The organism is Pseudomonas sp. K2I15 (genome assembly GCF_002204795.1).
Taxonomy (GTDB): domain Bacteria; phylum Pseudomonadota; class Gammaproteobacteria; order Pseudomonadales; family Pseudomonadaceae; genus Aquipseudomonas.
Map to the genome: position 1 here is coordinate 46,199 of NZ_NIXO01000034.1, position 12,628 is coordinate 58,826.

Below are 12,628 nucleotides of genomic sequence, written 5' to 3' on the forward strand. Positions count from 1 at the left end.
ACGTCAGTCTTGTTTGTTTATCAAAAAATCCGCCATCGCCGCATAGGCCGGCAACGTCACCCCATCATTTTCGGCATTGCCCGCCACAGGATGTGAGGCAAAGCGAACAATCACCATTTCAGCCTTGGGGTCGATATAGATGTTCTGGCCGTGTACCCCACGGGCCATAAAGGCGCCGTCCGGATTGTGGGTCACCCACCACATGTTGCGATAGCTCCAGCCCTTCAATTGGCTGTAGCCGGCCTGAGCGAACGCCTGCTTGTCGCCGCCTTGGCGAATGTCTTTCACCACGCTTTCGGGCACGATCTGCTGGCCATTGAACTGCCCGCCGTTGCGCAGCATTTCCGCAAACCGCGCCAGGTCCCGCAGCCCGGTGTTCAGGCCGCCACCGGCAAACGGTGTGCCGATGGAGTCGACGGTGAAGTAGGCGTCCTGTTCGGTGCCGAGCCGGCTCCAGATGCGTTCGCTGAGCAGTTGCGCAACATTGCGCCCGGTAGCGCGGGCGATCACCCAGCCCAGCACGTCGGTATTGACGGTTTTGTAGCCGAAGGCGCGGCCGTGTTCGCCGCGCTGTTTTACGGTTTGCAGGAATTCGTAGTAGCTGCGCGGGCCGGTGTACTCCTTGGGTTTAGGCAGCGGGTTTCCAGCTTGGGCGTGGGCCCAGACTTCGGCGTTGGGGTCGGCGTAGTCTTCGCTGTAGTCCAGTGCAGTGGTCATGTCCAGCACCTGGCGCAAGGTGGCGCTGCCAAAGGCTGAATGACCCAGTTCGGGCACATAGTCGACGATCTTTTTCTGTGGATCGAGGGTGCCATCGGCCACCAGTAGGGCGCCCAAGGTGCCGATTACCGATTTGGTGACCGACATGGCCGCATGTTGCCCGTCGTCCTTGAGTACCCCGAAGTAGCGCTCGTAAACCACCGCTCCGTGATGCATCACCACGATGCCATCGGTGTAGGTGGCGTCCAGGGTCTGGCGCCAGGTCAGCGGCTGGGTCGCACCCACTGGCAGCACGCGGATTGCATCGATACCCGGATCAAGTTTGCGCGGCAACGCCAGCGGCGCACCCAGCCCTCGGGAGACATTCACGGTAGGCATCAATTGACGAAAGTTGGCAACACTCCAGCGCATGGCCGGGAAGCGGAAATAGCTGCCGTCTTCAAAGCGTACGGTGCGGTCTGCCGGTGGTGGTGCGCCGACCATCCATTGAAGCTTGGCTGGGTCACTGGCCTGTGCATCCGGGAAGGTAGCGCTGGCGGCGCTGGCCAACGGGCTGATCAGGCCGAGCAGCGCACAGGTCATGAGGGGGGAGAATCGCAGCATCAGTCGAGTCCGTTCGAAGGGAGCGTCGCTTTTTACGACAACAAGTGCGCCAAAGGATGGGCCAACCCGCCCCAATCGACAAGCATCAGCCCTATACGGTGATTCTGAATAATTGCGCCCGTGGCAGCAAAAGTCTTTCGCTCGCGGTATCAGGACGTGTAGCGTTACCCCGGCGATAAAGGCTACGGCCAGGTGTTATTTCGCGACCCTGGCATCAGGGATCGAGCGCGATGTGCAGAGGGACAGGTGATGGCGCAAACACTGTTCAAGCTTTTCTTCACCCAGCGGCTGGCAGCCTTGGCCAGCACCGAGTCGTTGCGGGCCATACGTGAGGGGCTGTTGTGGATACTGCCGTGCCTGCTGGTGTCGGCCGGGTTCCTGATCCTGTCCGAATGCGCCCGGGTACTGGGATTCCACCCTCAGGTGGTGGCGTTCCTCTCGGGGCTGCACGACAAGATCAGCTCGGTGATCCCGCTGCTGGTGGCAGCGTCCATCGGTTACATGCTCGCGATCCAATACCGTCTGCCGCAACTACCGGTGGCGTTCTTGTGCCTGGCCCATGTGGTGATCGCAACGTTTGTGCTGCGAGACTTTCCCCGTGCCTCGGCGACCTTCGTGCTGTTCATCGCGATTGCCTCGCCGCTGCTCAACGTGCCAGTCATCGCCTGGTTGCATAAGCGTCGCTGGACCCGATTGGTCAACGAAGACCTGGTGGGACACAACCTCAAAGGCACCATCAATATGGTGGTGCCGGGAGCGATCACGGCGCTCGGGCTGGTGCTCTTGCTGTCGTTGCTGTTGCAGATTCCGCAGGTGGCACAGCTTCAGGGGCCGCAGGTGCTGGATGCACTGGAATCGCCGTATGGCACCGGCCTGTTTGTGACCCTGATGAATTCGCTGCTGTGGTTTTTTGGCATCCATGGCGTTTATGCCATGCAACCGTTGTTTGATGTGTTGGACCAGGCCGTTGCGCTCAATAACGCGGCGGTGGCGGCGGGCGAACCGGTCAAATATGTGTTGAACGGTGGCTTGCTGGGCAGTTTTGCGTTTATCGGCGGCTCGGGTGGTGCGTTGAGCCTGCTGCTGGCGATACTGATATTTTCCAGGAGCCAGTCCATGCGATTAGTGGCGATGGCCAGCCTGCCACTGTCCTTGTTCAACGTCAGTGAAGTGCTGTTGTTTGGCCTGCCGATTATCCTCAACCCACGGCTGTTTATTCCCTTTCTGCTGGTGCCGGCGTTCAACGCGATGCTGGCGCTGGTGGTAGTGCAGCTTGGCTGGGTGTCGCCTGCGGTGGTCAGTGTGCCGTTTACCGCGCCGGTGTTGCTCAACGCCTATTTGAGTACCCATGGCGACCTGGCGGCGGTGTTGCTACAGGTCATGTTGCTGGGGCTGGGTACGCTGATTTATGCGCCGTATGTGCGCGCAATTCATCGCCAGGCTACGGAGGGCGGCACGGTGTATTTGAAGTCGCTGGACATGACCTTTCGCGGCCTGGAAGAAAAGGGTCGCTTGCTGGAACTGGACCCGGTGATGGCCTCCCACAAGGCGCAGGCGCGTCAGGTCAGCGAGTTAAGTCATATCCAGCAGATCAGCGACTACGAGTTTTACCTCGAATTCCAGCCGCAGATTTCTACCCTCACGGGCCTCTGCACCGGTTGCGAAGCGTTGATGCGCGCACGGGATGCCGAGGGCACGGTGCATTCGCCCTGGGAGTTCCTGCAATGGCTGGCCCATGCCAGGCTGATGCCCGACGTGGATGTGTGGGTGGCATCCCAAGCCGTGCGCCAGTACCAGAAGTGGCAGAAGGTCGGCTTTGCGTTGCCGATGACGATCAACATCTCCAGCGCCACGCTGACGACCCCGGCTTATGGCGACCGGCTGGTGGAGATACTTGCCCAGGCCCACGGGCAGGTGTCGGTGGAGATCACCGAGGACGCTTTGGTGGGCGATATCCAGGGCACGCGGCAAATGATCGAGAAGCTGCAGGCGATTGGTGCCAAGGTGTACATCGACGACTTTGGCACCGGGTTTTCGGCGCTGAGTTATTTGCATCAGTTCCCGGTGGACTTCATCAAGATCGATCGCAGTTTTGTGGTGGCCCAGCATGACCCCAAGGGCGCCCGAGTGTTGACCGGCATGCTGCGGTTTTGTGAGGCGCTCAACCTTGGCGTAGTGGTGGAAGGGGTTGAAACAGCCGAGCAGCTGGCGTTTTTGCAGTCGGGTTCGGAGTTGATTATCCAGGGCTGGTATTTCAGCAAGGCGCTACCGGGAGATGAACTGGAGCGGTTTGTGCGGGGGCGGTATGCCCAGATGCAAACTAGCGCTCCAAAACCCCTCTGAATGTTGCGCTTAACGCGCGCAAGGTCTCGCGAGAGCGGCCATCACTGATCCGGCTATGCAGCACGATTTCGCTGACGGGCAGCGCCGGTAACCCGTATTGCTCGCTGACGTCCAGAGCGCCTGCCGGTGCCACTCGCCGGGCCAGTGCCGCCACCCCCAAGCCTGCGCTGACTGCCGCACCTACCGCCATGACGCCACCGCCGACAAACACCTCTGTCCAGTCAATTCGCGCCTCATCCAGCGCCCGCACCGCCAGGTGTCGCACCCCGCAAGGCGAGGCCATGGTTGCCATGCGCAACGGCGTGCCGGGCGTGTGTTGCCAGGTCGGTGCGGCGAACCAGCCAAAGCGCTCAACCACCAACACTTCACCGTCCTGTCGGTCGCCCTCGTTGCGCACGATTACTGCGTCCAGTTCGTTGCGATCGAACGCTGCGACCAGGTCCCGCGACGAGGCAATCCGCACCTCCAGAATCACCAGCGGGTCATAGGCCGCCAGGCGGCTGAGCCACTGCGGCAGGTCAGGCCCTGCCACATGGTCGCTGATGCCGATCACCAGCCGTCGTGGGGCACCGTTGCCCATGTCACCCAATGCCCGCTCGTGCGCATTAAGCAGCGCTCGGGCGGCGACGATGAACTGCTCGCCCTGGGGCGACAGCCGCACATGCCGTGGTGTGCGCACCAGCAGGCGGTAACCGAGGCGGTCTTCCAGGCGCTTGAGCTTGAGGCTGATGGCTGCCTGTGAGGTGTCGAGGGCCTGGGCTGCGCGGGTGAAGCTGGTGAAATCGGCCACCAGTACAAAGGCGTGCACGGTGTCGATATCCAGCGGCTTGAGTGTGTCACTCATTTCAATTCCTTATCATACCTATATCGAGTGATATCTTGCTGAAATCACGGCCGCTGCGCAAGCTGGCCACTCATCTGAACAGGAGCGCCATGATGTTTGCCAAACAGTATTCACACCGCTTGCCAGCCGATTACGATATGGGTGTCATCCGTGAGCGGGCCGCCCGGTTGGGGCCGCTGTGGGATCACACCGAGGGTTTATTGTTCAAGGCGTTTATCGCCCAGGAGCGGGGGCAGGGGCCGGGTGTGGGCAATCTGTATTCGTCGGTTTATCTGTGGTCGGATCCTTTGCAGGCCGCGGACTTTTTACTCGGCGAGCGCTTTCAGAAGGTCTTGGACAGCTTTGGCCAGCCGCACATTGAGTCCTGGTTACCGCTGGATGTGCAGCGCGGTCCGGCGCAAAACGCCTTGAGCCTGTATCGGGAAGAGTGGGCGCTGGCGCCGGGCGCGGACCGTACGCAAATCCTGGCCACCGAAAAAGCGCGTAATCAGCAGATCGCAGACAGCAGCGACAATTTTGCAGTGTTTCTGGCGCTGGATGTGCAGGCGTGGAAGCTGGTGCGGATTACCTTGTCGGAGAAGGCGTTGGACGTGCGCCATCCAGGCAGCGGCTACGAGGTGTTTTATCTGGCGCGGCCAGGGGTGTGAGTCCGGATCGTTGTAAGATATTGAAAAAGCTTCGCCGGCCTACGTTGACGGCACCTTAAAACCAGAGCGATTTTTCATGCAGGCCACCCGGTTGACCCTTGTTTCCCACGCCAGCACCCGCGCCCATAAACGGGGACGCTTTGCGCTGGATGAACCGGTGGAGATGGACTGGCAGCAAGCAGCGTTGTCCCAGGCGCCGCGCTTCAAGCGCGCGCCCTTTGTGCTGTGTGGCCCGGAGGCGCGAGCCCGGCAGACGGCGACGCTGTTTGCCGCCGATGCTTCGGTTGACACAGCCCTGCGCGATTGCGATTTCGGCCGCTGGCAAGGGCTCGCCCTTGATGAGGTCCAACAGGCCGAACCCGAAGCGCTACAGGCCTGGTTGACCGACAGCACCTCCGCGCCCCATGGTGGCGAATCGGTGGTGCAGTTGTGTCAACGGGTAGGGCAGTGGTTGCAATCCCTTGAGCAAACGCCGGGGCATGTGCTGGCCGTGACCCACCCGTTCGTTATCCGCGCGGCGCTGCTGTACGTCATGCAATGCCCGCCCTCACAGTTCAACCTGATCGACGTGGAGCCGCTGTCATCCACCGAGTTGCGGTTCAACGGTCGTTGGCGCCTGCGCCTGGAAACTCACGCCTGACGCCCCGAACATGGCAAAATCCGCTCCCCGCACCGAGAACACCCATGAAGACTTTCCCATGAAACGCATCCTGATCATCGGCATTGGCGCCGGCAACCCCGACTACATCACGATGCAGGCGGTCAAGGCGCTCAACCGCACCGACGTGTTTTTCCTGATGGACAAGGGCCAGAGCAAGGACAAGCTGATCGACCTGCGCCGGGAAATCTGCGAAACCTACATCACCGATCACGCCTACCGTTTTGTCGAGGCCGATTGCCCCGAGCGTGTACGCGGTGATATCGACTACACCACCGCCGTCAAGGACCTGAACCGCGATAAGCAGCAGACCTTCGAACGGATGATCAACGACGAAATGGCCGACGGTGAAGTCGGCGCATTCCTGGCCTGGGGCGACCCTGCGCTGTACGACAGCACCATTCGTATCCTGCAGGCGATTCTGGCGAGCGGCAGTTGCGCGTTCGAGTTTGAGGTGATCCCCGGGATTACCAGCGTCCAGGCCCTGGCGGCCCAGCACAAAGTGCCGTTGAACCGCATCGGCCGCTCGATCGAAATCACCACCGGGCGCCGGTTGGCGGCAGGCCAGGCGAGTGATGCCGACACCCTGGTTGTCATGCTGGATGCCGAAGATTCCTACCGCACCGTGGCCGATCAAGACCTGGATATCTACTGGGGCGCCTACCTGGGCACACCGGACGAAATCCTGATCAGCGGCAAAGTGGCCGAAGTGGCCGAAGAGATCGAACGAGTGCGCAAGGCGGCGCGCCAGGCCAATGGCTGGATCATGGATACCTATTTGTTGCGCAAACCCTGAAGGTTGATGCCCATGCTCAAACTGATCGCCCTCACATTGGCGCTGTTCACCAGCGCCGCCCATGCCGAAGCCGAATTGCACACGGACCTGCCGCTGCCTTATCTGGAACAGACCCAAAGCGATGCGCGCAACGAGCCACTGGTGATATTCCTGCACGGTTATGGCAGTGACGAGGCGGACTTGTTCGGGCTCAAGGACCGCTTGCCGTCGACCTGGACTTACCTGTCTGCGCGGGCTCCGATGCCGGTGGAGGGCGGGGGTTATCGCTGGTTTCGCAAGAAGCCGGGCGATGGCGATTTTGATGGCGAGACCGCCGATTTGCAGAGCAGCGCCAAGCTGATCGAGGACTTCGTTGCCCAAGCCACGACGAAGTACCACACCCAACGTGAGCGGGTGTTTCTGGTAGGGTTCAGCCAGGGCGCGATCATGTCCTACGAGGTGGGGTTACGGCATCCCGAAAGTCTGCGCGGGATTGCGGCGTTGAGTGGCAGCGTGCTACCGGTGCTCAAGGCTGAGCTCAAGCCGGACGAACGACTGGGCAAGCTGGCGATTTTTATCGGTCATGGGACGCTGGATCAGGCGCTTCCTTACTACTCGGCAACGCGGGCCAATGAGGTGTTGCAGGGGATTGGTCTGAAGCCGGAATTCCATGGCTACCCCGGGATGATTCATACCGTCGGTGAGGCGGAATTGCTGGACTTGAAGCAGTGGCTGGAAAAGAGCCTGCGCTGAATCCTGCGATGTGAGCGCGGTCAAAATGTGGGAGCGTGCTTGCTCGCGAAAGCGTTGTGTCAGTCACCCGATACTTGACTGAGCCACCGCCTTCGCGAGCAAGCCCGCTCCCACATTAGATTTTCATTGCCCGATAAAACCGGTTATTTACCGCCGATAATCTGCTTCACCAACAGGGCATGCCCGGCTTGATCATCCGCCCGGGAAATCGCCTGCACCACCAACTGGTGGCTACCGGAGCCCGTGAGGAATGTGGAGCTCAGCGTCTTGCCACCGCCCATGGTTGCGGTGCTGTCCACCTGGCGCAGGGCCAGGCCTTTAACGGTGAGTTTCTTCTCGGCGCCTTTCTTGAAGTCCGGCAGGGCAGCGCTTTGCTCCTTGACGAAATCTGCTACGGCGCCGTCGAGGAACTGCGGGTCGTTGTCCTTGATCAGGCCGGCGACACTCGGTTTCTCGACCACAAAGATCACACTTTTGGTGGCCTGATCGCTGTACATCGTGCCGCTGGCGCCCGCGGTGCCGTGCTCGGCATCACCGGCAGGCAATGGGTCTGCCTGGTATGACTTGGGCAGGTTGAAGCTGAACTTGCCGTCCAGGGTGGAGATGGTCTGGGTGGCGGTTTTCTGCGCAGCAGGCTTGCTGGCGGCGAGTACTTGGCTGGCGCCGAAGCCGGCGGCCAGGGCGAGGGCCAAGAGGGCTGCGGTCTTGCTGAGGGTGGCCATGAAGCTCTCCAAGGATGAACGAAATTGCGCCGTATTCTGTCAGAAAATTCGCAATATCGTTCATCTCCCTCCTTACACCTTGTCGGACTCTTCTTCGAGTCGGTCCATCTCAAACAACCGCGCCAATTCCGTCCGGGCTTCCTGGGCCGACTGCATCACCTTGGCTGCGTCGTCATACACGGCGTGTTGGGCTGCCAGCAGTTGCAGGTCATGGTTTTTGAAACGGCTGATACGTGCATCGGCCTGGGCTTGGGTCAAGCCAAGGCCCACCAGGGTGCGGCGGCTCATTTCCAGGCTGGAATAAAACGTCTCACGTACCGGTGACGCCTCCAGGTCCACCAGGCGGTGCACGTGTTGGCGGTTACGGGCGCGGGCGATGATCTTCATGTGCGGGTAGAGGCTGCGCACCAGCTCGGCGGTCTTGATATTGATTTCGGGGTCGTCCATGGCGATCACGAAAAATTCGGCCTGATCGACCTTTGCCGCGTGGAGGATTTCCGGGCGCTGGGGGTCGCCGTAGAACACCGGCATGCCGCCGAAGCTGCGGGTCAGTTCGATGGTTTCCACCGAGGTGTCGAGGGCGATAAACGAAATGTTTTGCGCCCGCAGGATCCGCGCCACGATCTGCCCCATACGGCCCATCCCGGCGATCACCACCCGTGGCGCATCGCTTTCGATGGCGCGGTATTCCTCGGGCACTTCCACCGGCTTGACCTTGGGCTTGAACAGCTTAGGGCAGATCAACAGCAGCAACGGCGTTACGGCCATGGACAGGGTGATGGTCAACACCAGGATGTCGTAGAGGTGCGGCTCGAACAGGCCCTGGTCGCGACCGATCTTGAACACCACGAACGCGAACTCACCACCGGCTGCCAGCACCACGCCCAGGCGCAGCGCGCTTTCACGGTTCAAATCACCCGCCAGGCGTCCCACGCAAAACAGCAGGGGCAGCTTGATGGCGATCAGCAGCAGGGTCAGGCCCAACACGATCATCGGCGCGCTGAACAGCAGGCTGATATTGGCGCCCATGCCCACGCTGATAAAAAACAGACCCAGCAGCAGGCCCTTGAACGGTTCGATCTGCGACTCCAGCTCATGCCGGTATTCGGAGTCTGCCAGCAGCAGGCCGGCGAGGAAGGCGCCTAGGGCCATGGACACGCCGACCAGTTCCATCAGCCAGGCCGTGCCGATCACCACCAGCAACGCTGTGGCAGTCGATACTTCCCGCAGTCCGGTCTTGGCCACGATGCGAAATACCGGACGCAACAAATAGCGCCCGCCGATGATCACCACGGCAATGCTGCCCAATATTTCCAAGCCGTGCTGCAGGCCTTGGGAGGTGGTGGTGGGGTGATCGCTGCCGGCGAGCAGCGGCACCATGGCAATCAGCGGGATTGCCGCAATGTCCTGGAACAACAGAATCGCAAAGGCCAGGCGCCCGTGGGGTTGGTTAAGCTCCTTGCGCTCGGCCAGGCTTTGCAGGCCAAACGCAGTGGACGACAGGGCGAGGCCAAGGCCCAGCACAATTGCGCTGTTCCATGATTGGCCAAACACGAACAGCGCCACCACGCCGATCACCGTGCCCGTCAGCAACACCTGCGCCAGGCCGACACCGAACACCGCCTTGCGCATCACCCACAAGCGCTTCGGTGACAACTCCAGGCCGATGATGAACAGCAGCAACACCACCCCAAGCTCGGAGAACTGGCTGACGCTTTGCGGGTTGCCCACCAGGCCCAGTACCGACGGGCCGATGATCACCCCCGCCAGCAGGTAGCCCAGCACGGCGCCCAGTTGCAGGCGCTTGGCCAGGGGAACGGTCAGCACCGCCGCGAACAGAAACACCACAGCCGCTTGTAACAGGTTGCCTTCATGGGGCATTGGGGGCTCCAGGATCTTTTTTTGCCGAATCAACAGGGCGCTATTAGAGCGCTTTTTTACCTTCGGGAATCTGAATTTTTACCGAGGGATGCGTGTAGGGCCAGATTGGCGCAGTACATTGGCGAACGTATTAATGCCATTTATTTGAGTGGTTTTTTGTGGCGCTACTATTGTTTCGACACTGATAGTGAGCTGCCCGGTTATGCGTATTCACCGACTTCTACCTCGGTTTCTGATCAAGGCCGAGTCCCTTGAACCGCCCGTGAGGGCGGTTTTTTTTCGGGAATGTTTTCGGTTGAATCAAGAGGAGACCGTGTAGGGGCTTTCGTCTCAGTAACGCGTGGGAGCGATCCGTAAACAAATTGTCGGGAATATCCGGTGGCCATACGGTTCCGGAAACTCATAAAGTTATGCCCTTGAGTTTATATTCCATGAATGGCATATTTACATGAGTTGGGACATTGAATACACGGACGAGTTTGGAGACTGGTGGGGCGATCTGGATGCAAAGGAGCAATCCTCGGTATCGGCCAGTGTGGATTTGCTGGGACTACTGGGCCCGGGCCTGGGATTTCCTCACAGTAGCGATATAAAGGGCTCGCGGCACGGCAGTTTGCGAGAGCTGCGGGTACAGCACGCGGGGCGACCTTATCGCGTTCTGTATGCGTTTGATCCGCGTCGGTGTGCCTTATTGCTGATAGGCGGGGACAAAACCGGACGAGGCCGTTGGTATGACGAACACGTCCCGCGGGCTGAGAAGTTGTATGACGAACATTTGGAAACATTGCGTAAAGAGGGCCGTAACCATGGCTAAAAAATTTAGTGAGCTCCAAGCTCGCATGACACCGCAAGCCCGGGCCGATGCAGAGCGAATCTTCCAGCAGCACCTGAAAGAAATGCCTCTGCATGAACTGCGCAAGGCGCAGCAGATGAGCCAGGACACGTTGGCCAAGGCGCTGAATATCAATCAGGCGGCCGTTTCCAAAATGGAGCGGCGCACAGACATGTATATCAGCACGCTGCGTAACTATATTCGCGCCATGGGCGGGGAGCTGGAGATTGTCGCCACGTTTCCGGATGGCCAGGTAAAGATTGAGAACTTTGCCAACTGAGTCATTCTTTCCGTTAAAGCCCGGCCATACGCCGGGCTTTTTGTTATCCGAACGCCTGTCGCCATTGTGCAGGCTTATGGACAATACTTGGCATTCTCGCTCTGCCGGACATTATCGTGAACCAACTGCTTGCCATGCGTGCCTTCGTCCGTGTCGTTGAAACCGGCTCTTTCAGCCGCGCCTCCGACCAGTTGGTGCTGCCGCGTTCTACCGTCAGCAAACTTATCACCGACCTGGAGAAGCACCTTGGCGTCAAGCTGATGCACCGCACCACTCGTGCACTGGCGGCCACACCGGAAGGGTTGGAGTACTACAACCATGCGCTGTGCCTGGTGGCCGAACTGGATGAGCTGGATAACGCCCTGCGTGGCCAGAAGCTCAAGCCCGGCGGCCACCTGAAGGTAGATGCGCCGGCGTCCTTCGCCAATTGCCTGCTGATCCCGGCGCTGGTGGATTTCCATCGTGAGTATCCCGACATCACCATCGCGCTGGGTATCAGCGACCGTGCCGTGAATATTGTGGGCGAGGGCGTGGATTGCGTGCTGCGGGTTGGCAAGCTGGATGACATGGCAATGATCGGCCGCAAGGTTGCGGACCTGGAGTACGTCACGTGCGCGGCGCCCGGTTATCTGGAGCGCATGGGCACGCCCGTGTTTCCCGAAGACCTCGAAAAAAACCACCTCAAGGTCGGGTATTTCTTTGCCGGGGCGGGTAAACCGGAGCCGCTGTTTTTCGAGAAGGGGAAGGCCCGTCATGAAATAGGTGACTGCGCGTTTTCCACCAACGAAGGCAATGGCCTCAAAGAAATGCTGCTCGCCGGCCTGGGCGTCGGACAGCATTTCAAGTCCATCGTTGACTACTACGTAACGACGGGCCAGTTAGTCCCGGTGCTTGAAGACTGGACACGGCCCGCCGCGCCGTTACACATCATTTACCCACCCAATCGACATCAAAACGCCCGGCTGAAGGTATTTATCGACTGGGTGATCGAGCGGTTCGGCGTCAGGCAATAATTGCCGTCACACGAATTTCCACACGCATTGCCGGCAGCCCCAGGGCCTCCACACCCAGTTCGGTCCAGATCGGTGCGTGGTTGGGCATGTAGTGGCGGTACCACTTGACCATCTGCTCGTTCACCTCCGGTGGAAAACCGCCCACGTGGTAGGAGTTGACGTGGATCACATGCTCCCAGCCAGCCCCTGCTTGCGCCAGGGTACGTTCCAGGTTTTGAAACGCCAGGGCGATCTCGTCGCTGAGGGATTCCGGGATCTGAAACGCGTCATCCCAGCCGCCCTGGCCTGAGGTCTCTACGCGATTTCCGATTTTTACTGCCTGGGCGTAATGCAGGCTCTCGCGTGCGATGTCGCCGTAACCGGGCGTGATGAAAAATTCGGGCTTGTTCATGGGGTTCCTCGGGTTCAGTCGTTGACCCGACAAAGGCTAATGGATTGAATAGCCGAACAAAATCCGTGTTTTCTGTCATCACTGTGCATGTCCATGGACAGTCCGAATATCAGTTTTTCACATTCCCGGACGTCACCCTTTGTTACTATCGCCCTCCGTCGTCACCAGG

The 12,628-nt window shown here is 59.9% G+C and carries 13 protein-coding genes; 8 read left to right on the top strand and 5 right to left on the bottom strand.

Translation table 11 applies throughout. The features are described from left to right. Positions 1-3 precede the first annotated feature (3 nt). Positions 4-1,320: a serine hydrolase gene (locus CEC48_RS19780; RefSeq protein WP_088425273.1), complete on the bottom strand. Its 1,317-nt coding sequence runs from the start codon at positions 1,318-1,320 to the stop codon at positions 4-6. A gap of 249 nt (positions 1,321-1,569) precedes the next feature. On the opposite strand from CEC48_RS19780, the gene CEC48_RS19785 reads away from it, so the two are divergent. Beyond that, positions 1,570-3,663 (top strand): EAL domain-containing protein, encoded by a 2,094-nt coding sequence (locus tag CEC48_RS19785; RefSeq protein WP_088425274.1) that lies wholly within the window; start codon positions 1,570-1,572, stop codon positions 3,661-3,663. Here the strand turns inward: CEC48_RS19785 and CEC48_RS19790 are convergent. Next, positions 3,641-4,507 carry a LysR family transcriptional regulator gene (locus CEC48_RS19790; protein WP_088425275.1) on the bottom strand — a complete coding sequence of 289 codons (867 nt, stop codon included), beginning with the start codon at positions 4,505-4,507 and terminating at the stop codon, positions 3,641-3,643. The genes CEC48_RS19785 and CEC48_RS19790 overlap by 23 nt on opposite strands. A gap of 92 nt (positions 4,508-4,599) precedes the next feature. On the opposite strand from CEC48_RS19790, the gene CEC48_RS19795 reads away from it, so the two are divergent. The 4 genes from CEC48_RS19795 to CEC48_RS19810 all read left to right on the top strand — a co-directional run bounded on the left by CEC48_RS19795 (position 4,600) and on the right by CEC48_RS19810 (position 7,340). Further along, positions 4,600-5,154, top strand: coding sequence for a DUF4865 family protein (locus CEC48_RS19795; protein ID WP_088425276.1), 555 nt, complete (start codon positions 4,600-4,602; stop codon positions 5,152-5,154). Positions 5,155-5,230: 76 nt separating this feature from the next. Continuing rightward, the gene (locus CEC48_RS19800) at positions 5,231-5,794 is read left to right on the top strand and encodes a histidine phosphatase family protein (RefSeq protein WP_088425277.1); all 564 of its coding nucleotides are present in this window, start codon (positions 5,231-5,233) and stop codon (positions 5,792-5,794) included. A gap of 58 nt (positions 5,795-5,852) precedes the next feature. Next, complete coding sequence (gene cobF / locus CEC48_RS19805; RefSeq protein ID WP_088425278.1) at positions 5,853-6,608, top strand: precorrin-6A synthase (deacetylating); 756 nt, start codon at positions 5,853-5,855, stop codon at positions 6,606-6,608. A gap of 12 nt (positions 6,609-6,620) precedes the next feature. Next, positions 6,621-7,340 (top strand): alpha/beta hydrolase, encoded by a 720-nt coding sequence (locus tag CEC48_RS19810; protein ID WP_088425279.1) that lies wholly within the window; start codon positions 6,621-6,623, stop codon positions 7,338-7,340. A gap of 143 nt (positions 7,341-7,483) precedes the next feature. Here the strand turns inward: CEC48_RS19810 and CEC48_RS19815 are convergent, their stop codons facing one another. Together CEC48_RS19815 and CEC48_RS19820 are read right to left on the bottom strand one after the other, a co-directional pair. Then, positions 7,484-8,062: a hypothetical protein gene (locus tag CEC48_RS19815; RefSeq protein ID WP_088425280.1), complete on the bottom strand. Its 579-nt coding sequence runs from the start codon at positions 8,060-8,062 to the stop codon at positions 7,484-7,486. Positions 8,063-8,134: 72 nt separating this feature from the next. Beyond that, positions 8,135-9,943: a monovalent cation:proton antiporter-2 (CPA2) family protein gene (locus CEC48_RS19820; RefSeq protein WP_088425281.1), complete on the bottom strand. Its 1,809-nt coding sequence runs from the start codon at positions 9,941-9,943 to the stop codon at positions 8,135-8,137. Positions 9,944-10,391: 448 nt separating this feature from the next. On the opposite strand from CEC48_RS19820, the gene CEC48_RS19825 reads away from it, so the two are divergent. The 3 genes from CEC48_RS19825 to CEC48_RS19835 all read left to right on the top strand — a co-directional run bounded on the left by CEC48_RS19825 (position 10,392) and on the right by CEC48_RS19835 (position 12,068). Continuing rightward, a complete protein-coding gene (locus CEC48_RS19825; protein WP_088425282.1) occupies positions 10,392-10,757 on the top strand; it encodes a type II toxin-antitoxin system RelE/ParE family toxin in 366 nt (121 codons plus the stop codon). Next, on the top strand, positions 10,750-11,055 hold the full coding sequence (locus CEC48_RS19830) for an XRE family transcriptional regulator (protein ID WP_088425283.1): 306 nt from the start codon (positions 10,750-10,752) through the stop codon (positions 11,053-11,055). Before CEC48_RS19825 ends, CEC48_RS19830 begins: the two co-directional genes overlap by 8 nt. 116 nt (positions 11,056-11,171) lie before the next feature. Next, complete coding sequence (locus CEC48_RS19835) at positions 11,172-12,068, top strand: LysR family transcriptional regulator (RefSeq protein ID WP_256579739.1); 897 nt, start codon at positions 11,172-11,174, stop codon at positions 12,066-12,068. On the opposite strand, the gene CEC48_RS19840 is transcribed toward CEC48_RS19835, so the two are convergent. Next, positions 12,058-12,459 (bottom strand): RidA family protein, encoded by a 402-nt coding sequence (locus tag CEC48_RS19840; protein ID WP_088425284.1) that lies wholly within the window; start codon positions 12,457-12,459, stop codon positions 12,058-12,060. The two genes, CEC48_RS19835 and CEC48_RS19840, sit on opposite strands and share 11 nt — an antisense overlap. Positions 12,460-12,628 lie beyond the last annotated feature (169 nt).

Bases quoted from the DNA above. Each gene is read 5' to 3' on its own strand.
- CEC48_RS19780 (WP_088425273.1), bottom strand. From the start codon at position 1,320: ATGCTGCGATTCTCCCCCCTCATGACCTGTGCGCTGCTCGGCCTGATC.
- CEC48_RS19785 (WP_088425274.1), top strand. From the start codon at position 1,570: ATGGCGCAAACACTGTTCAAGCTTTTCTTCACCCAGCGGCTGGCAGCC.
- CEC48_RS19790 (WP_088425275.1), bottom strand. From the start codon at position 4,507: ATGAGTGACACACTCAAGCCGCTGGATATCGACACCGTGCACGCCTTT.
- CEC48_RS19795 (WP_088425276.1), top strand. From the start codon at position 4,600: ATGTTTGCCAAACAGTATTCACACCGCTTGCCAGCCGATTACGATATG.
- CEC48_RS19800 (WP_088425277.1), top strand. From the start codon at position 5,231: ATGCAGGCCACCCGGTTGACCCTTGTTTCCCACGCCAGCACCCGCGCC.
- cobF (WP_088425278.1), top strand. From the start codon at position 5,853: ATGAAACGCATCCTGATCATCGGCATTGGCGCCGGCAACCCCGACTAC.
- CEC48_RS19810 (WP_088425279.1), top strand. From the start codon at position 6,621: ATGCTCAAACTGATCGCCCTCACATTGGCGCTGTTCACCAGCGCCGCC.
- CEC48_RS19815 (WP_088425280.1), bottom strand. From the start codon at position 8,062: ATGGCCACCCTCAGCAAGACCGCAGCCCTCTTGGCCCTCGCCCTGGCC.
- CEC48_RS19820 (WP_088425281.1), bottom strand. From the start codon at position 9,943: ATGCCCCATGAAGGCAACCTGTTACAAGCGGCTGTGGTGTTTCTGTTC.
- CEC48_RS19825 (WP_088425282.1), top strand. From the start codon at position 10,392: ATGAGTTGGGACATTGAATACACGGACGAGTTTGGAGACTGGTGGGGC.
- CEC48_RS19830 (WP_088425283.1), top strand. From the start codon at position 10,750: ATGGCTAAAAAATTTAGTGAGCTCCAAGCTCGCATGACACCGCAAGCC.
- CEC48_RS19840 (WP_088425284.1), bottom strand. From the start codon at position 12,459: ATGAACAAGCCCGAATTTTTCATCACGCCCGGTTACGGCGACATCGCA.